The sequence below is a fragment of the Thalassotalea sp. PP2-459 genome (assembly GCF_001913705.1).
Taxonomy (GTDB): domain Bacteria; phylum Pseudomonadota; class Gammaproteobacteria; order Enterobacterales; family Alteromonadaceae; genus Thalassotalea_C; species Thalassotalea_C hakodatensis.
This window is the reverse complement of the sequence record NZ_MKQD01000011.1, coordinates 49,929-72,851: the sequence shown is the minus strand read 5'-3', so window position 1 is coordinate 72,851 and position 22,923 is coordinate 49,929. Positions and strand designations below refer to the sequence as shown.

The window sequence follows — 22,923 nt, the reverse complement described above, 5'->3', positions numbered from 1 at the left end:
TAAAGTATGAGTAGTAAAAATCAACAAGTCGTTATTGTCGATACCGGTTGTGCAAACTTATCTTCTGTGCAGTTTGCAGTGAAAAGAATAGGTTACCAAGCGAGCATAACCGATGATATCAGCGCAATAAATGCGGCTGATAAAGTCATATTACCTGGAGTTGGTAGTGCAAAGCACGCCATGGCCAATATAAAAGCAAAAGGCTTAGTGTCAACGTTGCAACAGTTAACTCAACCAACATTAGGCTTTTGCTTAGGCATGCAATTGATGACCAATGCCTCTGACGAAGGCGCTAAAGCAACCCCAATTGACTGCTTAGGCTTGATACCGACAAACGTCAAACCATTGCAAGCAGAAGGAGTACGTTTACCTCATATGGGCTGGAATACGTTAACCAACATTAGCGATCATCCTGTATTTAACGGGATTAAAACGGGTGATTACTTTTACTTTGTCCATAGCTTCGCTGCTCCGATAAGTGAATTTACTGTCGCTGCCTGCGAATATGGACAAACATTTTCAGCGGCTATCGCAAAAGATAACTTCATTGGTTGCCAATTTCACCCTGAACGCTCAAGCAAGCTTGGCAGCAAAATTATACAAAATTTTATAGAGATGTAGCCTTATGATGATCCCCGCAATTGACTTGATAAGTGGCGAAGTAGTTCGTTTATTTCAAGGTGACTACGCACAAAAAACCCAATACGCTTTTACACCGAAAGAGCGACAAGATGCTTACTTTAATGCTGGTGCAACCGTGATGCATTTTGTTGATCTAGATGGTGCTAAAGACAGTACCAAACGACAACTTTCTACGTTAAAAACTGTAGTCAACCACCCAAATATGATCATTCAAGTAGGTGGTGGTGTACGTTCAGAGCAAGATATTATTGACTTACTTGAGCTCGGTGCAGATCGGGTTGTTATTGGCAGTCTTGCCATCAAAGAACCCGCTTTAGTGAGTACTTGGTTAGAAAAATACGGTAATGAAAAAATTGTCCTTGCATTAGACATTAAAATTGATGCGCAAGGACGTAAAACGTTACCCACTCATGGTTGGATAAAAGACAGTGGTGTTGTACTGGAAGACTTACTCGAACAATACCAGAATGCAGGCTTAAAACACGTGTTATGTACAGACATCAGTAAGGATGGCACGTTAACAGGAACGAATGTCGCCCTTTACCAAGAAATGTGTATAGCCTACCCTAACATTCATTGGCAAGCTTCTGGAGGTATTGGTTGCTTAGACGATATCAAGGCGCTTATTCCTACTGGTGTAAGTGGCGTAATACTCGGCCGTTCATTATTGGAAGGTAAGTTTACCTTAGAGGAGGCGATCGCATGTTGGCCAAACGGATAATTCCATGCCTTGATGTTCGCGATGGCAAAGTGGTTAAAGGTGTTCAATTTCGTAACCACGAAATCATTGGTGATATTGTTCCCCTTGCCCAGCAATACGCTGAGGCTGGTGCTGATGAACTGGTTTTTTATGATATTACCGCAAGCTCTGATCAACGTGTTGTCGATAAAACATGGGTAAGCCGCATTGCTGAAGTCATTGATATTCCTTTTTGTGTCGCTGGTGGTATTAAAACCGAACTGGACGCGCAACTCATTTTAAAAATGGGTGCAGATAAAATTAGCATAAATTCACCCGCATTAGCCGAACCACAATTAATCACTCGTCTTGCTGATATTTTTGGTCAACAATGCATCGTGGTGGGTATTGACAGTTTTTATAATAAAGACACACAAGAGTACCAAGTTTATCAATTTACCGGTGATGAAACACGTACGCAAAAAACCAAATGGAATACCTTTGATTGGATCAAAGAAGTGCAACAACGTGGTGCAGGTGAAATAGTGCTTAATTGCATGAATCAAGATGGTGTTCGCCAAGGATACGATATTGCACAATTAACTCTGGCCCGTCAGGCAAGTAATGTTCCACTTATTGCCTCAGGTGGTGCAGGTGAAATAGAACACTTTATTGATGTGTTTCAACAAGCCGATGTCGACGGAGCCTTAGCCGCAAGTGTTTTCCATAAAGGCATCATTGCCATGGATGAACTCAAACAATCTTTACATAACCATAAAGTAGCGATCAGACGATGATAGTAACACAAGAAAATCAGGCAGATTTAGCCTGGAAAAAAATGGAAAACATGATCCCAGCCATCATTCAACACCATAAAACTGGCGCTGTTTTAATGCAAGGGTTCATGACTCCAGACGCCCTATCGCAGACCCTTGAGCAACATAAAGCAACGTTTTACAGTCGCTCTCAGCAAGGTTTATGGACTAAAGGGGAAACTTCCGGCAACTATTTGCACGTAAAACAAGTGCTTGCTGACTGCGATCGCGACAGTTTATTAATTGCCTGTGAGCCTATAGGCCCTACATGCCATTTAGGTACTGAATCTTGCTACCCTGAGCAACAGCTTTCTCAACAGAATTTTCTTAGCCAACTAGAGCAAGTTATTGCCACACGCCAAGGAGATAAGCCAGAAGATAGCTATACCGCCTCTTTGTTTGCCAAAGGTACAACGAAAATTGCACAAAAAGTAGGTGAAGAAGGCGTTGAAGTCGCCCTTGCAGCTGTGGCAGAGACTAAAGAAGACTTATTGGGTGAATGTGCTGATTTATTTTATCACACGCTCGTGTTGTTACGAGATAAAAACATAGATCTTCACGAAGTGATGCAAGTGTTACGAAACAGGCATCAAAAAACCTAATGACTCAAGGATAAGTAGTGCCATGTAATAAAAACCACATCGGCACTACTTATTCTGCAAAATCCCTTTATACTTAAGAAAGAATATGGACTTTCACTGGCTTAGCTGTTGAGGTCTCTATGCTTTTAATAACACATAAAACAACACCCTTCGTTATTTTCACTGTTCTTTTCTTTTACATGTTCAACGCACCTAATGTACTCGCAGATAATATTGTTATTTCTATTCGTGACGATGTGTATGAAGATTATCAGCACTTTTTGAACGGGCGAAATGTGTTAGACATCAAAGACTTTTCCGGTAAAACGATAAGGCGTGATGTTGTTGATATGATTATCGCTCAACAAGCATTAACCCTTGGAGGCTTTAAACATACCTTTAAATATCATCCAGGAAAATTAAATTTTCGCAATACTAAAATGATCCAACAAGGTACCTTACTGATAAGTTTTGATTCCTATTGGTTTGCTGACGCTAACGCACTAACTGAACACGTCTATATTTCAGCACCTGTTATACGTAAAGGAGAGTATGTAGCAGGTATCTATACCAGTCCGAATAACAAAGCCGTATTAGCGATTAACTCACTCGATGATCTCAAACAGTTTACCGCTATTTCAACACCGAAATGGCGTACTGATTGGAGAACTTTAGAAAGCTTACCCATTAAACAATTAATCAGAGAAGATGAATGGCTCAGCCAAGCACGCTTAACAAATATTCAGAGGGTTGATTTTATGTTAATGGCATTTCATTCAACGCCAGATAAATCATTTACTCTTGATAAAATTCATTTAGTGCCCGTTAAAAATGTTGGTGTTGTATTAAATGACAGTAGGCACTTTGTGATCAGTAAAAAACACCCTTTAGGGCAACAAGCCTTCATTGCTATTAATAAAGGCTTAACTCTATTAAGAAAGAAACAATTGATCACAAAAGCTTATACTCAGGCGGGATTCTTTGTTGATAAAAATAACATCAAAATTATCAATAAGTAACGCTAACAAGCCCTTTTTTCCTAACCAAATAGTCAAAAATCATTGATATTTTATTAACAAATATGTAATATAGCGCCCCTAAAATACACGGATTCAATGTCACTGCTAAGGATTAGCTATGTTTAAATATTGGTCTATCAAAAAATATGGTAGTAAGCTTTTACCATTACTCGAAAAGCAGTATGGCGTTCAAGATGCTTATACCGCTTCACAAATTAGAACTGTCGTTTATCAAAAAGATTTTAATCCTGAATATTTGCCATTAGGTTATATTCTATTTTTAGATCAGAATGATTTAAATACAGTGCTAGATAAAGAATTTCCCTCGTTAAATGTAGCCGAGTATAAGAAAGAAATTCTGACGTATCTTGAACAAAAAAGTTATCGTGGTTTTTTACAAATATTGCAATAAAGCAGTAAAAACCATTGAGTTATGTTACACGGTCAAATAACATCACGCTTATTTGACCGTTTTTTATGGGCGCTTTATGCATTGGCTTGATTCTACATTCAATGAATTAACACTTGACCAACTATATGACTTGCTGAAACTCAGAGTAGATGTATTTGTTGTTGAACAAACATGTTATTACCCAGAGCTTGATAATTTAGATAGGCACATACAAACACGTCATATCATGGCGTATAAAAACGAAAAACTTGCCGCATATTTAAGAGTTTTACCAGCAGGTACAACCTACTCAACAAACCCAGCCATTGGCAGAGTCGTTATTGCTAACGATGCTAGAGGTAATGGTTTAGGGCATCAATTGATGCAAAGAGCGTTAAGCTCATGCCAACAATATTTTCCTCAGCAGATTATTAAAATGTCAGCGCAGGAACACCTAGAAACATTTTACAACGCACACGGCTTCGTAAAATGTTCTAGTGGTTATTTGGAAGACGGTATTCCTCATATCAGCATGATACAAGAAACAAAGTAGATCTAACCAAGAAACAAGCGAATATTTTCAATTGCCAACACTAATAGCGTAGCAAAACTAATGAGCATACCGGCTTGTCGACCTTTGCTTGGCCCTTGCGTTTGCGTGATACCAATACCATGCAATATACGACCAATAAAAAATGCAGCGCCTACTCCATGAATTAATAGTTGTGAGCTACCATTAATTTCTGCACAGGCAAGCATCAACATGGCTAAGGGTGCGTATTCAGCAAAGTTACCATGCACTCGCACTGCTTGTGCCAACTCATCATGACCGCCATCACCGATGCCAGTTTTGTATTTATAGCGCAATTTAATGATGCGTATAGCAAAGCCAATATATAGTAACGCTAATAGCGCAAGGTAAAAGCCGGTAATTGATATGTTTAACATAAACTTCCTTAAAAAATAAAACGAGATCTACTTTGAATCTAAGTACAATAACCCCGTGTTAAAATGTATCGTAACTAAATGAACATTACAGCGGGGGAAAAAGACAAATATCAGTGAAAAACTGACAAATCAGCAAAAAAAAGACCTACTAAAAAGTAGGCCTGATCTAGAGCGTGCTGATCTTTCAAGTTTGTTTTTGCAGCAATTTGTTTGGTATTTATACAAGGCAGAGCTTGTGCCGTGTAGTTATTCTACTCAAATCAAGCGATAACATAGTAGAAATGCCAAATAGGTACTGCCCGAAGGGTTCAACTAAACTCAAACAACAAAGATCAACACGCTCTAGCTTATTCTGTTTGTTAATACAATTTTTCTGCCAATATTTGACTGACGGTCTCAACTGGCTGAGTGCCATCGATCGTTATGTAACGACAAGCACCTGCATCAGCTTCTGCTTTGTAATAATCAACCAACGGTTTTGTTTGATCATGATAAATACCTAAACGCTTACGTACAGTACCTTCTTCATCATCAGGACGAATAATTAACTCTTCGCCCGTTTCATCATCTTTACCTTCATTTTTAGGCGGATTGTAAACGATATGATAAACACGGCCTGAGCCTGGGTGCACTCTACGGCCTCCCATGCGTTCAACTATCACTTCATCGGCTACGTCAAATTCAATAACACTATCAACTGAAACACCATTTTCTTTCATTGCATCAGCTTGAGGAATAGTACGCGGAAAGCCATCAAGCAAGAAGCCTTTTTTACAGTCTTCTTGTGCTATACGTTCTTTAACCAAGCCAATAATCAAATCGTCAGAAACTAATTGGCCTGCGTCCATTACGGCTTTCGCTTTATTACCAAGTTCGGTACCTGCCTTAATAGCAGCGCGTAACATATCGCCAGTAGATATTTGTGGTATACCATATTTGGTCATTAAAAATTGTGCTTGAGTACCTTTACCTGCACCCGGAGCACCTAACAAAATTATGCGCATAGAACTTTGCCCTATCTTATAAAAATACTAATTTGGCCGTTTAACTGTTTTAACACTGCCCAATTAAGCCGCCAAATGAGTACATAATGTACCTTCTTTTGATCGAGCAACACTATACATTTTCAACAGAGCGCAAACAAGTAAGAATTTACTCGTAGTTAACAAAAAATAGCGCTTACACACTGATCTTCGACTAATGTCTAAAGTCTCTTGTCAGAGGCATTTATAAAAATAGCAATTTAATACTCAAAAAGTAGAAAATACCCGTAGGCAACTATCAAGGCAGGAACGGCAGAATAGCACGTTGCAATAACAGCAACTTTCGGTGATAACGCAATGGCAGGAAATAAAGCATCGCCATCGTTACTAATCGCATTTCCAAGCTGAGCAGACAATGGAATAGCCCCATTCAGATACAAAGTGGTTGTTAAAATTTGTGGTCCACAACCAGGGATCATACCAACTAATACGCTGATCAGTGGTGTAACCGCTGGAAGTGCTGAGAAAAGATGAATCAATTGTAGATCAGTAAAACAAACAATGAGTTCAAAACAAAGTAACGCTATAACCACCCAACTAATAATAAAGTTTGTATCTAAAGCAACCCTTTGAAAAATAGCATGTTGTTTGGGCTTATCATCTTCAGCGACTATCGATTTAAAGCTATTTGTTTCACTTGTGGTTGCCCATAAGAGAATAAATAAAAACGCCATCATTGCACCACCACGATAAATAATACTATTTTGTTGGCTCGACAACCATGGAAGCTCTATTTGAGCAGCCATCAATACCGCGATAATTGCACATGGAGTTAACAGTAACTGCCATAACCCACCTTGAAGCATTACTCGTTTTAACGGTTTATTGGTTGATGTTTTACAACTCTTTTTATGTCTTGTGTTTGTTGAAATTGGCCGAAGAAAATCATGGCCATGGATCATATTAACCATGATGCCAGATAACACTCCAACGATAAAACAAACAGCGATTATCACTATACCCACTTCAGGTTGTGCAGCAAGCAACAAAAAAGCGGCATCTCCCATGGTAGCTGTAAGCACCGCGACAACAGCGCCAAACCTCATACTGCCTGAAACATATTGCGAAATAACAATAATTGCCCCACCACAACCAGGCAACAGCCCTAAAAAAGCAGCCAATATAATTTGCCTATTAGGGGTACTTATGAAGGTAGAAACTAAATATTCGTAACTCGATGTATTCGAAACTGAGTTCACCACTAAGTGATAAAGGAAAAGAGACATCGCAACAAAAACAGCGACTTGCCAAAAAGCATCAGACAACACGCTTAAGGTTAATGTTTGCGTTTCAGGTATTATTAAAAGTGCTAATAAAAAGCTAGGCAAGAAGAGTCTGCGGTACTGAGGAAAGTCTGTCGTATTTCGCCATAGTAATGCTTTTTGATAAAGTGAAGTTGCCATGAATAATCATCCCTTATAGGGATTACATTGCCACTTTATTAACATAAATAATGCGACCAATGACTTGCTCTTTATTAATTGGCCCTAATTCTTCTATTGTTTCACTCTTTTCATTTTCTCCTTTCCCCCAAATAAAGCCACTTCTATCAACCACTGCAACAGTTTTTACCACTATGCCAAATCGTCTATGCTTTATCAGTACTCGGTGCCCTTCTTTTATTGGCAAAAAATTTAACCAATTACACACCAATACGGCACTATTTTGAGGAAATAGTGGTGCCATACTGTGGCCTTTTACTTTCCAAAATTTTAAGCCAAGCATCGTTACTCCTCTTTTAATGCAACACTTCTTCGTTCTGAGCTAAGCGCACTTTTAACGCCTTTAACTTGTTTACACAGTCTTCGCAAATAGGATATTTTTTTGAAAAAGATAATAGCCGTTGTAAGGTAATATTAAGTGCCTTTATAGCAATGAGCTTCACATCTTCATCACGTACACTATCATCAGATAATGCTTGCAAATATTCATGGGGAACTAATAAGTATCGAAGTGACACGTCAAGGTCACCCTGTACTTCAAAAAGTGCAGAAAGGTTATGGCATGTGCAGATCCATGCTAATAAAATATCGGTTTCATACGGATTATTTTGATAATTATCCGCCAACAACTCATACGCTTCTTTGTAATAAAATTCAGCTTGTAACCAACGTCTATCGTAAAAGCATTCATTACCATTGTTTAATAATGCTTGCCATTGCTCATGCTGCATTGTAACTCCTTCTTTTTTTAACAATATAAACGGGCTTTGTTCAACATACTATTTAGTACAGATTTGCATCACTCTGCGATTCAACATAAAAACATGACGTTTAAATGATTTATAACCCCTTACTGCTGAACAACAGTGTATGGCTGTTAGCGTAAGTAAAAAACCCATAATCAAACCGTACAAATAGATGAAACCAATTTAGATAAATGATAATCATTGTTATTTGCGTTTGCAATATTTTTATTTGTTTTATTGTTGAAAGTAAACTGATGGATTGAATAAATGAATGTAGATAAGCTTTGTCAGCTTTTCATCGCAAGTTAAAGAATGTAGTTTTCAACATGATCGTTAAGTGTAGCTCAACAATGAACCCTGCCTGTCGAAGCAACGACCATGCACAAAAAAAGCGCCTTTCGGCGCTTTAGTAAAACAAGTATCAAATAATCACTGTTATTAATGAACAACCGTTATTTGGTTAAACTCATCATCAATTTATTCAACTTAGTAACAAATGATGCAGGATCTTTTAAGTTACCACGTTCAGCTAATGTTGCTTGTTCAAATAATACATCAACCCATTGGTTAAATTTATCATCGTCTGCTTCATCAGCCACATGCTTCACGAGATCATGTTCAGCATTAATTTCAAAAATTGGTTTTACATCGGGCACTTCTTGACCAACTTGCGCCATCAATTTCTGCATCTGAATACTCATGTCATCTTCAGCCGTCACGATAACCGCAGGAGAATCTGTCAAGCGATTAGAAATTTTCACTTCTTTAACTTTATCGCCTAGCGCTTCTTGCATGCGCTTAACCACAGAGTCAAACTCTTTTTCAAGCTTTTCTTGTTGTTCTTTAGATTCTTCATCGTCTAAATCACTTAAATCAACACCACCGCGAGCAACGGATTGCAATTGCTTTTCATCAAACTCGGTTAAATGACTCACTAACCACTCATCGATACGATCAGAAAGCAATAACACTTCAATACCTTTTTTACGGAACACTTCTAAATGCGGGCTATTTTTCGCCGCTTCAAAACTGTCTGCAACAACATAGTAAATCTTGTCTTGGCCTTCTTTCATACGTTCAATGTATTCTGGTAAAGACACATTTTGTACTGAAGAATCTTCATGTGTTGACGCGAAACGCAACAACTTAGCGATAGCCTCTTTGTTGCCCATGTCCTCTGCTGGGCCTTCTTTTAATACTTGACCGAACTCATTCCAAAAAGCTTGATATTGTTCTTTATCTTTTTTACCGAACTTCTCTAACATTTTTAACACACGCTTAGTACAACCTTTACGGATCGCTTGTGTTACTTTGTTATCTTGTAAGATTTCACGAGATACATTTAACGGTAAATCGTTCGAATCAAGTAAACCCTTCACAAAACGAAGATACGTTGGCATGAATTGCTCTGCATCGTCCATAATAAAAACACGTTGAACATAGAGTTTCAAACCGTGTTGTTTTTCGCGGTTATACATATCGAACGGGGCTTTACTTGGGATGTAAAGTAACGAGGTATATTCAGTATTACCCTCTACTTTACTGTGTTCCCAAAGTAATGGATCGGCAAAATCATGCGACACATGCTTGTAGAACTCTTTGTACTCTTCTTCGGTAACGTCTGCTTTTTCACGTGTCCAAAGTGCTGTTGCTTTATTAACCGCTTCCCATTTCGCTGGAACCGCATCTTTAGCTTCAACCGCCGGCGTTACCACATTACCTTCATCATCTTTTACTTCATCTTGCGCCTCAACAGCAGGTACTTCTGGTGTTAGCATTTCAACAGAGATTGAGATGTGATCTGAATACTTTGTCACAATTGAACGTAAGCGCCAGTCATCTAAAAACTCTTTTTCATCTTCTTTTAAATGAAGAATGATATCGGTACCACGATTCGATTTTTCAATTTGACGCGTCGTAAACTGGCCTTCGCCTTCACTTTGCCATTCAACAGCTTCATCAGCATTAGCACCAGCTGCTCTTGAACGAACGGTTACTTTGTCAGCAACAATAAAAGCTGAATAAAAACCAACACCAAACTGACCGATTAATTGTGAATCAGAAGCTTGGTCACCAGACAGTTTAGAAAAGAATTCAGCGGTGCCTGATTTTGCAATTGTCCCTAAATGCTCAATGACTTGCTCTTGAGTCATACCAATACCGTTATCTGAAATAGTAACCGTATTATTCTCTTTATCAGCACTTACGCGAACGCGTAAATCGCCATCACCTTCATATAAATCAGCATTTTTTAATGCTTCAAATCTAAGCTTATCGGAAGCATCTGCCGCATTTGATACTAATTCACGCAAAAAAATCTCTTTGTTTGAATACAAAGAATGAATCATTAATTGAAGAAGTTGTTTTACTTCAGTTTGAAAGCCATGAACTTCTGGTTGACCTGCATCAGACATTCGAGCTATCTCCTATCTTACTATCTGTTATTGGTGTTAATGAGGACAACGCCTCTTGATAGAGCAGATATGGGGATAGCGAAAATAAAATCAAGCACAAAAAATATATTCAGAAAATTTATTTATCAATGAACCATTACTACCCACAATATCATGGCACGATAAGCGGTAGCTTTATCGTTAAAGATAAAAAACAAAGCCAGTACACTCTGAAAGATAAAACCAATTATCCTCAGCGACTTTACTAAGTTTTCACTCTTTTTAGCAGGTTGTCGATTTAGTGTTACACTCAAAGTAAGCGTTAATATTTTCAACAATTAACAGAAAGGTAGGTATCATGACATCACTTTCAAACGGCATGACAATAGGGCTTGAACGCACGAACAATGACTTCTTTATTTCATTAAAACTCACAGGAAAATTAACCCATGAAGACTACCAAGCCATTATTCCCATTGTTGAATCAGCACTCGCCAAAGTTGTTTCACCGAACATCGACGCTTTTATTGATGCGTCAGCATTTGAAGGGTGGGAGGTACGAGCTGCTTGGGATGATTTAGTTTTTGGTTTAAAGCACAACAACGAATTTAGAAAAGTAGCTATTTATGGTGATAAAGACTGGCTAGAGTCGGTTTCTAAATTGAGCAATTGGTTTGTAACAGGAGAAGTTAAGCACTTTACTGATCCAGCTAAAGCGTTAGCATGGTTAGCAGAATAACGATTAACCATGCTTTCGGTACAACTAGCACCTTGCTATTGGTAATTTTTACGACCTGAAAATGCGTGCGATAATGTATTTCCATCAACGTACTCTAATTCGCCACCAACAGGAACACCATGCGCAATACGCGAAATACTTACTTGATATTTTCTGGCTAACTCAGCAACATAATGCGCAGTCGCTTCACCTTCAACAGTGGGGTTTGTCGCGAGAATTAATTCATTGTATTGCTGTGTCGCTAGTTGTGTTTCTAATACCTCGAGTTTTAGATCTTCTGGGCCAATTCCATCAAGTGGCGATAAATGGCCCATTAAAATAAAATAAACCCCGTTAAATTCACCCGTTTGTTCAATAGCAATAACATCTGCGGGCGACTCTACTACACATAATTGACCACGATCTTGTCGTTTTGAACTCGCACATATATCGCAAATATTTTGCTCGGTAAAATTCCGGCATTGTTGGCAATGTTGTACATGCTCCATTGCTTGGTGCAATACATCGGCTAATTTCTTACCGCCTACTCTATTGCGTTCAAGTAGTTGAAACGCCATACGTTGAGCAGACTTTGCACCTACACCTGGTAAATATTTCAATGCGGTTATTAATTCTTGTACCAAAGGACTAAATTTCATACACAGTTAACGAAAAGCAATTTTCGCTAGTCTAACCACTCAGCAAGAAAAGTTAAAATTATATATGATATTTTTCTATCTACTGATAAGAATTTACCTTAATATCAACGATAAAATCATTCGCCCTAAACAGAGATTTAGCTTGCTATGCGTTTGTCTTTTGATCCTATTAAACGCTTATAAACCCAGAGATTTTTTATGTTATCTAATGTAGTTATTACGCTTGTGTTGTTAATCACCACCGCATTTATCTTGAAAAAATGGTTAACACTTCCACACAATATTTTCCTACTTTTCATTATTCAGCCATTAGTCATGGCTTCATCACCCGTGATCGTTTTTATTGGCGGCATTTTATCATCTGAGTTAACGACAGATAAATCACTAGCCACCTTACCTATCACGTTAATGATAGTAGGTGTCGCAACAGCTGCGATACCAGCGGCAATGTTAGCTAAAAAGCTTGGACGAAAAACGGCAACACTCTTTGGTTTTTCTCTAGGTTTAATCGGTTGCACCTTGGCGATGATCGCCACCCAAATAGCAAGTTTTACATTATTTAGCCTTGCCGCTCTGTCACTAGGCTTTTGCGCTGCTTTTGTGCAGCAACTACGTTTTGCTGCGATTGAAAGTACTAAAAATCAAGAAGATGTTCCTTCCATGTTATCAGTACTGATGCTCAGTGGTATATTTTCAGCATTCTTAGGCCCTGAAATTGCAGTAACAGCCAAAGACTGGATTTCATCACCACACGGCTATACGGGGTCCTTTGCTTTTATTGCCGTATTATTAGTGATAGCAATGATAATATTTACACAGTTTGATGGTGCAAAACCCATTATTAATACAGGTAAAAGAAGTGGTCGTGCGATGAAAGACATTATCAAGCAACCTATATTTATTATTGCAATGCTCAGTGCTGCCATTGGTTTTGCGTTGATGAGTTATTTAATGACTGCCACTCCCATAAGTATGCATCATATGCATGGCCATTCGTTGCTTGATACCAAATGGGTTATCCAATCACACATTGCTGCCATGTTTGTTCCGTCATTATTTACGGGTTGGTTAGTGAAGAAAATAGGCTTAAAACACCTGATGCTTATTGGTACCTTGTTATATGCGGTGGTTGCAGTTATCGCTTATTCTGGCATGCAAGTTATTCACTATTGGTGGGCTTTATTATTGTTAGGCGTTGGTTGGAACTTTTTATTCCTTACCGGAACGTCATTGCTTCCTAGAAGTTATCATGAAGATGAAAAACATAAGGTACAAGCATTCAATGATTTTGTTATTTTTGGCTGTCAAGCAAGCGCATCGTTGTTAGCCGGAGTCGTACTATACCAATTTGGTTGGGCTGGAGTTGTTACATCAAGTTTGCCGTTTATCGTTATTTTACTGCTATTAAGCATTAAATATTACCGTCAAAAAGCACTTTAACGTTTATTGACCTTGCAAGAATTTACTTACAAGGTCAATACATTATGCACCTTTAGGTAAGTTAAAGCTTGCGCCTTCCTGCTCAAAAGCGTCAACAAAAACTTTATGCTGAGTTAAATCAGCAACTAAATTCTTTACATTATCACCTAAAGGGATAGTTAACTCTGGGAAATAATTACCCCAATTAGCATAAATCGCTAATAGATAATCTATAACAGTTACAGAATTACCAGTAAGATATTGCTGTTGTGCCAACCTGTTATCAATAATCTGCCAAAGTCTAGCAACATTTTCAGCAAGCTGTCTTAAATACACTGTTTTTTCTTCACTATCCGTCATTACAGAAGCTGTAGTAAAGAGTTTACTATAAGCAGGATGTAACGTGGCGTAATTAAACATTAACCATTGATTAAACGTATTTTTTTCTTGCTCACTAGTAAAGGTTATTTGATGTTTATCAAGTAAGTACAAAACAATCGCTGAACCTTCGGTTAGCACAAGATCGCCATTGATTAATGCCGGCACTTGATTTGTAGGTACTATCTGTTGGTAGTTAGGTACCTTATCTCGGTGAACAACTTCAGCCTTAATATCCAATATATTTAATAGTACATGAATGCCTGTTGAGCAGGTCCCTGGTAACGTAACAAGTGTATACATAGTTATCTCCTATTAGAGTAAATTAGCTATTTGCTGTGCGGCGAAACTCGCTCACCGGCAGTCCTGAAATTCCCCAGTTATCTAATGGAACTTCTTCAATGACAACAAATGTAGTTGCCGGTTCTTTATCTAGCACTTCAGATAACATTGCGGTCGTTTGTGCAATCAAACGTTGTTTTTGTCTGTTCGTTACCCCTTCATCGGTAACTTGTATTTTTACATAAGGCATGGCCTTTCTCCTGTGGTTACAACATTATTTAAACGGTGTTAGTTGATAATGAAATACCTTGCTAATGATTTGCCATTGATTATCAAGGTAGATAAAACTTAAAAAATCGGTGAAGTACTTAGGCGAAATAACACACTGCACTTTAGCTAAGGCGGTTTGGTTGCCAACTACGTCGATAGTGAGAATACGATCTTGCCTTACTTGTTCTTTACTTGAAGGTGATTGACGTTTTTCTACATTCGCGAAATACTCTGGCATTGATAAATGAATGAGCGCTCCGTCCGTGATACTGGTATAACGGGCATTTCGATGAAATACTTGCGCTAATCTCGAAACATCTGCGTGATATAACCCGTCAAAATATTTGTTAATTTGTTGCTTTATCGCACTGATATTATCCATGTGTTTATCTCCTGTTTCAGTAATAGGCGTAGTTTACAAAACATCAGACTACTGATAAATTCACAATAAACACACATTGAGTTTGCAAAAATGCACAACTGGGATGACTTTAGATTTTTTGGAGCCGTTGCTGAAACAGGAAGTTACTCCAAAGCTGCTACTTCGTTAGGCGTTAATCATTCAACGGTATCGCGAAGGGTACAAGCAATGGAAGTTGCGCATGGGGTAAAATTATTTGAACGCACACAGTATGGCTATCAACTAACAGAGGCTGGCGCATCTATCTTTGAAATTGTTCAGCAATTACAAGATAAAACCCATCAAGCTGCTCGCATATTACTAGGGCAAGATGCCAGATTAGAAGGCACTATTAACTTAACAATGCCAAACGACATGTTTATGTTTTTAATGGCTGAGCCTCTTAAATTATTTTCCGACCAACACCCTGGAATTACTTTTAACCTACTGGTGAGTAAAGGGTTACGAAATATGGCGAATAGAGAGGCTGATTTAGCAGTACGTGTCACCGCAACCCCCCCCGATTATCTTATTGGTACTAAAATCACCCATATTCAACACGGCCTTTATCAACGTGAAGACTTGGCTCAACATGATTATACGCCAGTAATAATATGGGGCAGTGAATCGAACCTTCCTACTTGGACAACACAATATTTTAAAAACCCCAAAGTCATCATGCGCGTAGATGACTTATATGCGATGCATCAAGCTGTTAGAGCTGGTTTTGGTATAGCTAGAATGCCATGTTTCATACCTGATATTGTGCAAGATGAAAAGGTAGTGAGGCTGCCTGTCGATGTGCCACTTTCAGATTTTGCCGTGTGGATTTTACATCATCAAGATTTAAGAACCTCGGCAAAGATTAATCAATGCCGAGGTTATATCAAAGAAGTATTAACCGCACAAAAAGGCGTATTTTCTGGGGAGTATTCACGCTTTCAATAACGCAACAATAATGTTTGCTACAGAAAGAGCGTTTAGCTTTTGCTTTTCTTACGCCACCTTATAAGCTCTTTTTGATCTGCTGGTGCGTCTTCTCCTTGTGCAATCAACTCTTTTGCTTGCTCTGCGAGTAACTGTTCAGCTTTATCTTCAATTTTGGCTAACATTTGATAAAAAGATGCTTTTTCTTCTTCCGTTAATACACTTTCTAATTGCTTACTACGTTCATCCATCGCCGCTGTTACATGTTTGTATATCGTTAATCCTCGCTCATTCAACACAAGGTTTTTCACATTCTTTTTATGTTGATCAGGCTGCGATTCTATCAAGTCTAATGAAAGTAATTTTTTTACCGCTCGGGAAACGGTATAAGAGTCAAGGCGAGATTGATACGCAATATCGGCTGACTTAATTGGCATGTAAGAACCAATATTAAGTAATACCCGCATTTCTCGCGGATCAAGATCAGATAAGTTACGAATTTTCCAGTCTCTATTAAGCGCAAGCAGGTTACTCACTACCGCAATTTGAAACGGTAAATGATTAGTAAGATCAAGTGGTTCCTTGTGCTCAGTGGTAAGTTGGAACGCTAAACGCCGTGCCGATGATTTGATCATATGGCTCCCCTAAGGTACTGACTGCCCATTTCTCGCTTCAAACAAGCGATACCAATCTTCACGACAATAATCGAGCATTAACGACACCTTTGCAGCTTCAATTCGCTCAGGCGTTGTCGAACCAATAATAGGCAATATTTGAGCTGGGTGTTTTACTAACCAAGCTAAGATCACTTGCCAAGGGTGACATTGATATTTTTCAGCTTGTTGCTTTAATTCGTGTTCAATACGTTGCTCATCCTTTGTCGTAAAGGTATTTCCCCATGCTGGGTAGGCCACACCACCTAAAGGACACCAAGCAATAGGTGCTATTTGATGTTGTTGACATTGATCTAAGGTGCCATTTAGCAAAGTATCAATGTTATGAACATTGATTTCAACTTGATTTGCCACTAACGGCATAGACATCACAGAACGCAACATTTCAACTTGCGACGGTAAGAAGTTACTGACACCGAAGTGTTTTACTTTGCCAGAAGCCTTCAGTAACGCAAACGTTTCTGCTACTTCATGCACATCCATTAAAAAATCCGGACGATGCAATAAGAAAAGATCTAAATAATCAACATTTAAACGCGATAATGAACCTTCAACAGCATCTAAGAGATACTGCTTACTAAAATCATATCGCGTTGGTGCATATTCATTTTCTTTTTTCGGACGAATACCCGCTTTTGACGTAATAATTAAATCATCTCGTAATGCAGGTGTCGCTTTTATCACTTCGCCAAATAAACGTTCACTTTCACCACCGCCGTATATATCAGCATGGTCAAAGTGGTTGTAACCTGATTCAATAGCTGCATGTATAGCACGTTTCCCTTTGTTACGTGCTTCCTGTGAGTTATCACCGCATATGCGCATACAACCATAAATTAACCGAGAAGTGGTGTATGGTGTTTGCGCTAAGTGTACGTTTTTCATAAATTTATATATATTAAATCTTGCATGCCCTCAATATAACATGAAGTTAGCGCAAAATAAGTACGTATACTGTGGTTTTCTTACATAAAACGGCAATTTATCCTGCACAATTTATCAATAGACTGATATATTAGCGCCAGCAATTTTCCACAAGAAGGTTAACCTGTGTCACATTTTGTTTGGAACGTCGATCCCATATTATTCTCACTTGGCCCTGTCACTATACATTGGTACGGTGCATTATTTGCCAGCGCAATTTTTGCTGGTTTGTATTATATGAAATGGGTATTCACCCTAGAGAATAAAAATGTAGATACCTTAGACAATTTATTAATGTATGTGGTACTAGGCATTATTATTGGTGCAAGGCTCGGTCATTGTTTCTTCTATGATCCTAATTTTTACTTTGCTAATCCATTAAAAATATTGGCGATTTGGGAAGGCGGCTTAGCCAGTCATGGTGGTGGACTCGGTGCCATCATAGGTACCTGGTTATTTTGCAAGCGCCATCACATCAATACGCTATGGCTACTTGATAGGTTAGCTATTGCAACCGCTGTTTTTGGTATATTCGTTCGTTCAGCGAATTTTGTAAATTCAGAAATTTTAGGCCACCCAAGTGATGTGCCTTGGGCCATTATTTTCGAACGAGTTGACACCTTAGCACGTCATCCGGCACAACTTTATGAAGCGATCGCTTATTTGTTAATTGCCGTTGTATTAACATTACTTTATCGAAGTACTGCTATTAAAGAGCGTGTTGGCGCTTTACTCGGTTTATTTTTAATACTGACTTTTAGTGCTCGCTTTGTTATTGAGTTTTTTAAACAACAGCAAGCCTCTTATACGCTAGAGTCCGCGTTAAATACCGGACAAATGTTAAGTATTCCGTTCTTTTTCGTTGGCGTATTATTATTTCTACGTGCAAAGCAAACTTCAGCCATTACAGGTAAAAAATAAATTTTATGGCAAAAAAATATTACGTCATTTGGAAAGGTACAAAAACAGGTGTTTTTGATAATTGGCCAGAAGTACAGCAGTTAACCTCAGGCAGAGCAGATGCCCAATATATGGGGTTCACTACGAAAGATGATGCAGAAAAAGCATTTAAAGAAAGTTATACAAAAGCGCTAACTAAACGCTCATTAACACAAAAAAAACCGAGCACTAAACCAGAAAACACGTTGAACACTAATGCTCATGGCGTAAACGCTGACATTCAAATTTATAGTGACGGTGCTTGTTCACCTAACCCAGGCCAAGCTGGTACAGGCATAGCTGTTTATCAAAAAAGCAAGCTAACTCAGCTTTGGTATGGTTTATATGATGCTAACGGTACAAATAACACTGCAGAGCTCCTAGGTTTGCTTGAGTCATTTAAACTTGCGCAGCAGTATTTACAAAAAAACAGCGAGATGCGTATCGAGGTATTAAGTGATTCTCGCTACTCAATAGATTGTATTACTAAGTGGGCATCAGGCTGGCAACGCAAGGGGTGGAAAAAAGCAGATGGTCAACCAATCAAGAATCCAGAAATAATCAAAGCATGCTTTGAGTTATATCAGCAAATCAAACAACAAGTTATTGTTAGCCACGTTAAAGGTCACGCAAATATTGAAGGTAATGAATTAGCAGATCGCATGGCTGTTTATGCAAGAATGACAAAACAAAAAAGCTTTGTAACCTACGAAAAGGCACTGAACATCACTTCCATTCTAGCAATGCCTTCTGGCTAAAAAAGCCCGCGTTGCGGGCTCATACACACTATACTGTTATCTGTGCCGCAAAGGCAATTGCCTTAGCTAAGTCTTCTGGGGTATCAACACCTTCTACTGGCAAGCGGCTTTGTGCTACAGCAACATGAATTTTTTCACCTTGCCACAATACGCGTAATTGCTCTAACGATTCAATTTGCTCTAGTTCACTTGCTGGCCATTGAATATATTCATTGATAAAACTAGCTCGGTACGCGTAAATACCAATATGGCGTAAATAATAATCTCCGACAGTTGTTGTATCTTTAGCGGTTAAAAAGCGCTCTCTATCGTATGGGATTGTCGCTCGACTAAAATATAAAGCATATCCTTGCTTATCCATTAGCACTTTCACTGCATTCGGATTAAAGGCTTCTTCAGCATCAGTAATGTGTACAGCCAGTGTCGCCATTTTTGCTTTTTGTTGGTTAGCAAGATTACTTGCCACTTGTGCAATATTTTCTGGCGGGATGAAAGGTTCATCTCCTTGCACATTGACAACGACTTGCTCTGGCTCAAATTGGTACTTCTCAACTACTTCAGCCAATCTTTCTGTACCTGATTGATGATCAGCTCGAGTTAAGCACACTTCGCCACCAAAGCCTTCAACTACCTTGGCAACCTGCTGATTGTCGGTAGCGACAATCACTTTTTCTGCACCACTTTTTACCGCTTTTTCAACAACCCACTGAATCATTGGCTTACCGTGAATATCGGCTAATACTTTGCCAGGTAAACGAGAAGATTCAAAACGGGCTGGAATAACTACCACAAATGACATATTTAGCTCCGTATTAATTACGTTCGTCTTCACTGAGTCGGCGCGCTTCACTTTCTAACAGAACAGGTATGCCTTTTTCAATACCGAAGGCAAGCTTGTCAAAATTACACCAAAGCTCTTGTTGATCTTTTTTATACTGCAACTTACCTTTACAAACAGGACAAGCAAGAATTTCCATCAATTTAATATCAAAAGCCATATTATTACTCTTCTTTTTGTTCTCGTTCATTACTGACTAAAGTGAGCAATGATTCTATTAACGTTTTAGCAGATAGCTCATTAAATTCCGCATCTACCGGTAAATACCACCAATTATTATCTGCAAATAATTGACATTTAACTGCATCTTTTTCAGTCATTAACAAAGGCATATTCTGTTCAAAATCACCGAAATCTCTTCGTTGAAAGTCATGATGATCATTAAAAGACTTTTGTTTTATAACCGAGAAACCTAATGTAGATAACAGGGTAAAAAAACGCTCTGGCGAGCCAATGCCTGCACAAGCGTTTACTTGAGCTGATCCTAAAAGAAAATCAGCAAGCGTGACTTTTTCATTCGTCGCAACATTTATCAGGTGTTTTGCTTTTAATGTCATCACATGTTGTGGCGTATCTTCGCAACTTAATGGTGTTGAATTTCCATTAACGATCACATGATCAACCGCTTTTAAGCGTCTTGTTGTTTCTCGTAAAGGCCCTGCAGGTAATAATAAACCATTACCGAATAACCGCTTGCCATCGACAATGATAAGCTCAAGATCCCGTGCCATTTTATAATGCTGTAAACCGTCATCACTAATCACCAGTTCTACTGACATCGTTTTTAACTGTTCAATTGCTGCATTACGATCACTGTCAACGACAACAGGTATTTGATGACGATTAAAAATCATCATCGGTTCATCGCCTACCATAGTCGCATCACTTTGTTCATTCACAACATAAGGATAATAAGGCGCCTTTGCGCCATACCCGCGGCTAATAACACCTACGTTAATATTATGTGCTTTCAAACATTCAACAAGCCATAGCACCACAGGAGTTTTACCATTGCCTCCTACACCAATATTACCCACGACCACCACAGGTAAACTCGGCTTAGTTTGCGTTAACAAACCATAACGAAAGCTTAACCGCCTAACACTGCTAATCAACCAAAATAACGCTGAAATCGGTAGTAATATCGGTACCAATAAATAACGTGCTGGATGTTGATGAAACCATACCTTTTCAATTAATCGCATGATTAACGGTTATCCAAATTGAAACTTATGTAACTGTGCATAAGCACCATCGGCGGCAAGTAATGTTTTATGGTCACCTTGCTCGACAATCTTACCTTGTTCCATAACAATAATTTTATCAGCATTTTCAATGGTAGATAAACGATGAGCAATAACGATAGACGTTCGATTTTCTTGTAACGCATTTAACGCATCTTGAATATGGCGCTCCGATTCAGTGTCGAGCGCACTGGTTGCTTCATCAAGCACTAAAATGGGTGAATCACAGAGTAATGCACGCGCGATAGCGACACGTTGGCGTTGACCACCGGATAAAAGTGCGCCGTTATCACCAATGTTTGTATGTAAACCTTCTGGTAATTGTTCAGCAAACTCGAGAACATGTGCTTTACGGGCAGCTTCAATAATTTCTGCTTCGCTCGCTTCTGGACGACCATAAGCAATATTATTGGCTAGGCTATCATTGAATAATACCACCTGCTGTGAAACATATGAAAATTGTTTTCGAAGGTCATTCAGTTGATAATCAATCACATTATGCCCATCTAGCAACACTTGTCCTTGTGTAGCTTGATAAAAACGTAATAACAAAGAACTGGCTGTTGATTTTCCGCTGCCAGAACGACCAACAAGCGCTACTGTTTCTCCTGCATTAACGTGAAAGTTAACGTCAGTTAACGCGAGCTTATCGTCTCCTGGGTATAAAAAATTTACGTGATCAAAACGAAGTTCTCCAGTAGCACGTTTTAATGGGATTGTTCCTGTGTCTTGTTCAAGTGCTTCATCTAATAAGCCAAAAATACTGTTACTGGCTGCCATTCCCTTTTGAAATTCGCTATTTACATTAGTCAATAATTTTAAAGGTCTAAGTAACATTGTCATGTAGGTAACCACCCCCATGAAAACACCGGCAGAAATGTTATCGACCACACCATCTAGAGTGGCAACGTATAGAACAAACGCTAACGCAAAGGAAGCAATAATTTGAATAAACGGTACACTTGCTGATTTAGTTGCTACCATTTTCATACGTTGTTGGCGGTTATTTTTATTTATTTCTGCAAAACGTTCATCTTCTCGATGTTTGCCATCGAAGGTTAATACTACTTTATGGCCATTAAAGGTTTGCTCAGCAGTACGCGTAACTTCACCCATGGAATCTTGAATATTCTTACTCACCGTGCGAAAACGCTTTGAAACGTATGTAACAATAAACGCGATGATTGGTGTGATCACCAAAAATATTGCCGACAACTGCCAGCTTTGCCAAAACATTAACACCAATAAACCAATAACAAGCCCACCTTGTTGTACAATCGTTAATAACGATTTACTGGTAGCCTGCAACACTTGTTCAGTATCGAATGTCAGCTTGGAAATTAAGGTGCCGGTTGAGGTTTTGTCATGAAAGGTTACCGGCATCGCCATTATGTGACTAAACATAGATTGACGTAAATCAGCGACAACATTATTACCTACCCACGCTAAGCAGTAGTTACTGAGAAAATGGCAAATACCACGAATAATAAAACACACAATAACAAACAAAGGTGCCCACTTCATAAACTCAGAGTTCTTCCCCGATAGGCCTTCATCTATTAATGCCGGAAGTTTTGAAAGAAAGTACACATCTATACTGGCATAGCCAAGCATGCAAATAATTGAAAAAATACCTGCGGTTTTATACTGTTTCGTGTGCCCCATTAACCGTTTAAAGTTTTGCCAAGTTTTATCTTGGTTATCTTCCGGGGCGTTTTGTAACGGCTCGCTTTCTGTCGACGTCGACATTTACTACTCTTATCAATTAAATTCAATCCTAACTATTCTAGCTTG

At 38.7% G+C, this 22,923-nt stretch carries 28 protein-coding genes; 12 read left to right on the top strand and 16 right to left on the bottom strand.

Translation table 11 applies throughout. The annotated features are described in order from the left end of the window. Positions 1-6 precede the first annotated feature (6 nt). From hisH to BI291_RS00950, 7 genes are all read left to right on the top strand, one after another. The gene (gene hisH / locus BI291_RS00980; RefSeq protein ID WP_074495554.1) at positions 7-621 is read left to right on the top strand and encodes an imidazole glycerol phosphate synthase subunit HisH; all 615 of its coding nucleotides are present in this window, start codon (positions 7-9) and stop codon (positions 619-621) included. 4 nt (positions 622-625) lie between these two features. Then, positions 626-1,363, top strand: coding sequence for a 1-(5-phosphoribosyl)-5-[(5-phosphoribosylamino)methylideneamino]imidazole-4-carboxamide isomerase (gene hisA, locus BI291_RS00975; RefSeq protein ID WP_074495553.1), 738 nt, complete (start codon positions 626-628; stop codon positions 1,361-1,363). Beyond that, positions 1,345-2,118: an imidazole glycerol phosphate synthase subunit HisF gene (gene hisF / locus BI291_RS00970; protein WP_074495552.1), complete on the top strand. Its 774-nt coding sequence runs from the start codon at positions 1,345-1,347 to the stop codon at positions 2,116-2,118. Before hisA ends, hisF begins: the two co-directional genes overlap by 19 nt. Further along, positions 2,115-2,738 carry a bifunctional phosphoribosyl-AMP cyclohydrolase/phosphoribosyl-ATP diphosphatase HisIE gene (gene hisIE / locus BI291_RS00965; RefSeq protein WP_074495551.1) on the top strand — a complete coding sequence of 208 codons (624 nt, stop codon included), beginning with the start codon at positions 2,115-2,117 and terminating at the stop codon, positions 2,736-2,738. Before hisF ends, hisIE begins: the two co-directional genes overlap by 4 nt. Before the next feature lie 119 nt (positions 2,739-2,857). Continuing rightward, a complete protein-coding gene (locus BI291_RS00960; RefSeq protein WP_074495550.1) occupies positions 2,858-3,736 on the top strand; it encodes a hypothetical protein in 879 nt (292 codons plus the stop codon). A gap of 118 nt (positions 3,737-3,854) precedes the next feature. Further along, positions 3,855-4,148, top strand: a complete 294-nt coding sequence (locus BI291_RS00955) for a DUF6559 family protein (RefSeq protein ID WP_074495543.1) — start codon at positions 3,855-3,857, stop codon at positions 4,146-4,148. 76 nt (positions 4,149-4,224) lie between these two features. Beyond that, a complete protein-coding gene (locus tag BI291_RS00950) occupies positions 4,225-4,680 on the top strand; it encodes a GNAT family N-acetyltransferase (RefSeq protein WP_074495542.1) in 456 nt (151 codons plus the stop codon). Positions 4,681-4,682: 2 nt separating this feature from the next. Here the strand turns inward: BI291_RS00950 and BI291_RS00945 are convergent, their stop codons facing one another. The 6 genes from BI291_RS00945 to htpG all read right to left on the bottom strand — a co-directional run bounded on the left by BI291_RS00945 (position 4,683) and on the right by htpG (position 10,720). Then, positions 4,683-5,075, bottom strand: a complete 393-nt coding sequence (locus tag BI291_RS00945; protein ID WP_074495541.1) for an MAPEG family protein — start codon at positions 5,073-5,075, stop codon at positions 4,683-4,685. 359 nt (positions 5,076-5,434) lie between these two features. Continuing rightward, positions 5,435-6,079, bottom strand: coding sequence for an adenylate kinase (gene adk / locus BI291_RS00940; protein WP_074495540.1), 645 nt, complete (start codon positions 6,077-6,079; stop codon positions 5,435-5,437). 239 nt (positions 6,080-6,318) lie between these two features. After that, entirely contained in the window at positions 6,319-7,521 is a 1,203-nt protein-coding gene (locus BI291_RS00935) for a putative manganese transporter (RefSeq protein ID WP_074495538.1), read from the bottom strand. 22 nt (positions 7,522-7,543) lie between these two features. Continuing rightward, positions 7,544-7,843 carry a S24/S26 family peptidase gene (locus BI291_RS00930; RefSeq protein ID WP_074495532.1) on the bottom strand — a complete coding sequence of 100 codons (300 nt, stop codon included), beginning with the start codon at positions 7,841-7,843 and terminating at the stop codon, positions 7,544-7,546. A 13-nt stretch (positions 7,844-7,856) separates the two neighbouring features. Continuing rightward, the gene (locus BI291_RS00925; RefSeq protein WP_074495530.1) at positions 7,857-8,291 is read right to left on the bottom strand and encodes a hypothetical protein; all 435 of its coding nucleotides are present in this window, start codon (positions 8,289-8,291) and stop codon (positions 7,857-7,859) included. Positions 8,292-8,758: 467 nt separating this feature from the next. Then, on the bottom strand, positions 8,759-10,720 hold the full coding sequence (gene htpG, locus BI291_RS00920) for a molecular chaperone HtpG (RefSeq protein ID WP_074495525.1): 1,962 nt from the start codon (positions 10,718-10,720) through the stop codon (positions 8,759-8,761). Between the two features lie 337 nt (positions 10,721-11,057). Between htpG and BI291_RS00915 the strand changes: the two genes are divergently transcribed. Next, positions 11,058-11,438 carry an STAS/SEC14 domain-containing protein gene (locus BI291_RS00915; RefSeq protein ID WP_074495524.1) on the top strand — a complete coding sequence of 127 codons (381 nt, stop codon included), beginning with the start codon at positions 11,058-11,060 and terminating at the stop codon, positions 11,436-11,438. Between the two features lie 35 nt (positions 11,439-11,473). Here BI291_RS00915 and recR read toward each other — a convergent pair whose 3' ends face one another. Further along, a complete protein-coding gene (recR, locus tag BI291_RS00910) occupies positions 11,474-12,076 on the bottom strand; it encodes a recombination mediator RecR (RefSeq protein ID WP_074495522.1) in 603 nt (200 codons plus the stop codon). A 198-nt stretch (positions 12,077-12,274) separates the two neighbouring features. On the opposite strand from recR, the gene BI291_RS00905 reads away from it, so the two are divergent. Further along, positions 12,275-13,516, top strand: a complete 1,242-nt coding sequence (locus BI291_RS00905; protein ID WP_083601802.1) for an MFS transporter — start codon at positions 12,275-12,277, stop codon at positions 13,514-13,516. Positions 13,517-13,558: 42 nt separating this feature from the next. On the opposite strand, the gene BI291_RS00900 is transcribed toward BI291_RS00905, so the two are convergent. The 3 genes from BI291_RS00900 to BI291_RS00890 are packed head-to-tail and all read right to left on the bottom strand — an operon-like array spanning position 13,559 to position 14,807. Next, the gene (locus BI291_RS00900; RefSeq protein ID WP_074495520.1) at positions 13,559-14,176 is read right to left on the bottom strand and encodes a glutathione S-transferase family protein; all 618 of its coding nucleotides are present in this window, start codon (positions 14,174-14,176) and stop codon (positions 13,559-13,561) included. Positions 14,177-14,198: 22 nt separating this feature from the next. Then, positions 14,199-14,405, bottom strand: coding sequence for a 4-oxalocrotonate tautomerase family protein (locus BI291_RS00895; protein ID WP_074495518.1), 207 nt, complete (start codon positions 14,403-14,405; stop codon positions 14,199-14,201). Between the two features lie 24 nt (positions 14,406-14,429). Then, a complete protein-coding gene (locus tag BI291_RS00890) occupies positions 14,430-14,807 on the bottom strand; it encodes a nuclear transport factor 2 family protein (protein WP_074495516.1) in 378 nt (125 codons plus the stop codon). Positions 14,808-14,897: 90 nt separating this feature from the next. On the opposite strand from BI291_RS00890, the gene BI291_RS00885 reads away from it, so the two are divergent. Beyond that, positions 14,898-15,773: a LysR family transcriptional regulator gene (locus BI291_RS00885; RefSeq protein ID WP_074495515.1), complete on the top strand. Its 876-nt coding sequence runs from the start codon at positions 14,898-14,900 to the stop codon at positions 15,771-15,773. A gap of 32 nt (positions 15,774-15,805) precedes the next feature. Here the strand turns inward: BI291_RS00885 and BI291_RS00880 are convergent, their stop codons facing one another. Together BI291_RS00880 and BI291_RS00875 are read right to left on the bottom strand one after the other, a co-directional pair. Continuing rightward, a complete protein-coding gene (locus tag BI291_RS00880) occupies positions 15,806-16,387 on the bottom strand; it encodes a MarR family winged helix-turn-helix transcriptional regulator (RefSeq protein ID WP_074495514.1) in 582 nt (193 codons plus the stop codon). A 9-nt stretch (positions 16,388-16,396) separates the two neighbouring features. Next, entirely contained in the window at positions 16,397-17,311 is a 915-nt protein-coding gene (locus tag BI291_RS00875; protein WP_074495513.1) for an aldo/keto reductase family oxidoreductase, read from the bottom strand. 165 nt (positions 17,312-17,476) lie between these two features. On the opposite strand from BI291_RS00875, the gene lgt reads away from it, so the two are divergent. Both lgt and BI291_RS00865 read left to right on the top strand, forming a co-directional pair. Further along, entirely contained in the window at positions 17,477-18,271 is a 795-nt protein-coding gene (gene lgt, locus BI291_RS00870) for a prolipoprotein diacylglyceryl transferase (protein ID WP_074495509.1), read from the top strand. 5 nt (positions 18,272-18,276) lie between these two features. Next, positions 18,277-19,047 (top strand): ribonuclease H family protein, encoded by a 771-nt coding sequence (locus tag BI291_RS00865; RefSeq protein WP_074495508.1) that lies wholly within the window; start codon positions 18,277-18,279, stop codon positions 19,045-19,047. Positions 19,048-19,075: 28 nt separating this feature from the next. On the opposite strand, the gene kdsB is transcribed toward BI291_RS00865, so the two are convergent. From kdsB to msbA, 4 genes are read right to left on the bottom strand one after another with little or no spacing between them, the layout of a single operon-like run. Next, a complete protein-coding gene (kdsB, locus tag BI291_RS00860) occupies positions 19,076-19,846 on the bottom strand; it encodes a 3-deoxy-manno-octulosonate cytidylyltransferase (protein WP_074495506.1) in 771 nt (256 codons plus the stop codon). Between the two features lie 13 nt (positions 19,847-19,859). Further along, positions 19,860-20,045, bottom strand: coding sequence for a Trm112 family protein (locus BI291_RS00855; RefSeq protein ID WP_074495494.1), 186 nt, complete (start codon positions 20,043-20,045; stop codon positions 19,860-19,862). 4 nt (positions 20,046-20,049) lie between these two features. Further along, positions 20,050-21,090, bottom strand: a complete 1,041-nt coding sequence (gene lpxK / locus BI291_RS00850; protein ID WP_074495491.1) for a tetraacyldisaccharide 4'-kinase — start codon at positions 21,088-21,090, stop codon at positions 20,050-20,052. Between the two features lie 9 nt (positions 21,091-21,099). Continuing rightward, on the bottom strand, positions 21,100-22,794 hold the full coding sequence (gene msbA, locus BI291_RS00845; protein WP_074495601.1) for a lipid A export permease/ATP-binding protein MsbA: 1,695 nt from the start codon (positions 22,792-22,794) through the stop codon (positions 21,100-21,102). Positions 22,795-22,923: the final 129 nt, after the last annotated feature.

What these genes read in the sequence shown, in the direction of transcription:
- BI291_RS00915 (WP_074495524.1), top strand. Translation starts at nt 11,058, where the DNA reads ATGACATCACTTTCAAACGGCATGACAATAGGGCTTGAACGCACGAAC.
- hisF (WP_074495552.1), top strand. Translation starts at nt 1,345, where the DNA reads ATGTTGGCCAAACGGATAATTCCATGCCTTGATGTTCGCGATGGCAAA.
- BI291_RS00875 (WP_074495513.1), bottom strand. Translation starts at nt 17,311, where the DNA reads ATGAAAAACGTACACTTAGCGCAAACACCATACACCACTTCTCGGTTA.
- BI291_RS00865 (WP_074495508.1), top strand. Translation starts at nt 18,277, where the DNA reads ATGGCAAAAAAATATTACGTCATTTGGAAAGGTACAAAAACAGGTGTT.
- hisA (WP_074495553.1), top strand. Translation starts at nt 626, where the DNA reads ATGATGATCCCCGCAATTGACTTGATAAGTGGCGAAGTAGTTCGTTTA.
- adk (WP_074495540.1), bottom strand. Translation starts at nt 6,079, where the DNA reads ATGCGCATAATTTTGTTAGGTGCTCCGGGTGCAGGTAAAGGTACTCAA.
- BI291_RS00930 (WP_074495532.1), bottom strand. Translation starts at nt 7,843, where the DNA reads ATGCTTGGCTTAAAATTTTGGAAAGTAAAAGGCCACAGTATGGCACCA.
- BI291_RS00950 (WP_074495542.1), top strand. Translation starts at nt 4,225, where the DNA reads ATGCATTGGCTTGATTCTACATTCAATGAATTAACACTTGACCAACTA.
- BI291_RS00885 (WP_074495515.1), top strand. Translation starts at nt 14,898, where the DNA reads ATGCACAACTGGGATGACTTTAGATTTTTTGGAGCCGTTGCTGAAACA.
- BI291_RS00890 (WP_074495516.1), bottom strand. Translation starts at nt 14,807, where the DNA reads ATGGATAATATCAGTGCGATAAAGCAACAAATTAACAAATATTTTGAC.
- BI291_RS00900 (WP_074495520.1), bottom strand. Translation starts at nt 14,176, where the DNA reads ATGTATACACTTGTTACGTTACCAGGGACCTGCTCAACAGGCATTCAT.
- BI291_RS00960 (WP_074495550.1), top strand. Translation starts at nt 2,858, where the DNA reads ATGCTTTTAATAACACATAAAACAACACCCTTCGTTATTTTCACTGTT.
- htpG (WP_074495525.1), bottom strand. Translation starts at nt 10,720, where the DNA reads ATGTCTGATGCAGGTCAACCAGAAGTTCATGGCTTTCAAACTGAAGTA.
- BI291_RS00855 (WP_074495494.1), bottom strand. Translation starts at nt 20,045, where the DNA reads ATGGCTTTTGATATTAAATTGATGGAAATTCTTGCTTGTCCTGTTTGT.
- BI291_RS00935 (WP_074495538.1), bottom strand. Translation starts at nt 7,521, where the DNA reads ATGGCAACTTCACTTTATCAAAAAGCATTACTATGGCGAAATACGACA.
- BI291_RS00925 (WP_074495530.1), bottom strand. Translation starts at nt 8,291, where the DNA reads ATGCAGCATGAGCAATGGCAAGCATTATTAAACAATGGTAATGAATGC.
- BI291_RS00895 (WP_074495518.1), bottom strand. Translation starts at nt 14,405, where the DNA reads ATGCCTTATGTAAAAATACAAGTTACCGATGAAGGGGTAACGAACAGA.
- BI291_RS00955 (WP_074495543.1), top strand. Translation starts at nt 3,855, where the DNA reads ATGTTTAAATATTGGTCTATCAAAAAATATGGTAGTAAGCTTTTACCA.
- lpxK (WP_074495491.1), bottom strand. Translation starts at nt 21,090, where the DNA reads ATGCGATTAATTGAAAAGGTATGGTTTCATCAACATCCAGCACGTTAT.
- hisH (WP_074495554.1), top strand. Translation starts at nt 7, where the DNA reads ATGAGTAGTAAAAATCAACAAGTCGTTATTGTCGATACCGGTTGTGCA.
- BI291_RS00945 (WP_074495541.1), bottom strand. Translation starts at nt 5,075, where the DNA reads ATGTTAAACATATCAATTACCGGCTTTTACCTTGCGCTATTAGCGTTA.
- BI291_RS00880 (WP_074495514.1), bottom strand. Translation starts at nt 16,387, where the DNA reads ATGATCAAATCATCGGCACGGCGTTTAGCGTTCCAACTTACCACTGAG.
- BI291_RS00905 (WP_083601802.1), top strand. Translation starts at nt 12,275, where the DNA reads ATGTTATCTAATGTAGTTATTACGCTTGTGTTGTTAATCACCACCGCA.
- hisIE (WP_074495551.1), top strand. Translation starts at nt 2,115, where the DNA reads ATGATAGTAACACAAGAAAATCAGGCAGATTTAGCCTGGAAAAAAATG.
- kdsB (WP_074495506.1), bottom strand. Translation starts at nt 19,846, where the DNA reads ATGTCATTTGTGGTAGTTATTCCAGCCCGTTTTGAATCTTCTCGTTTA.
- recR (WP_074495522.1), bottom strand. Translation starts at nt 12,076, where the DNA reads ATGAAATTTAGTCCTTTGGTACAAGAATTAATAACCGCATTGAAATAT.
- msbA (WP_074495601.1), bottom strand. Translation starts at nt 22,794, where the DNA reads ATGGGGCACACGAAACAGTATAAAACCGCAGGTATTTTTTCAATTATT.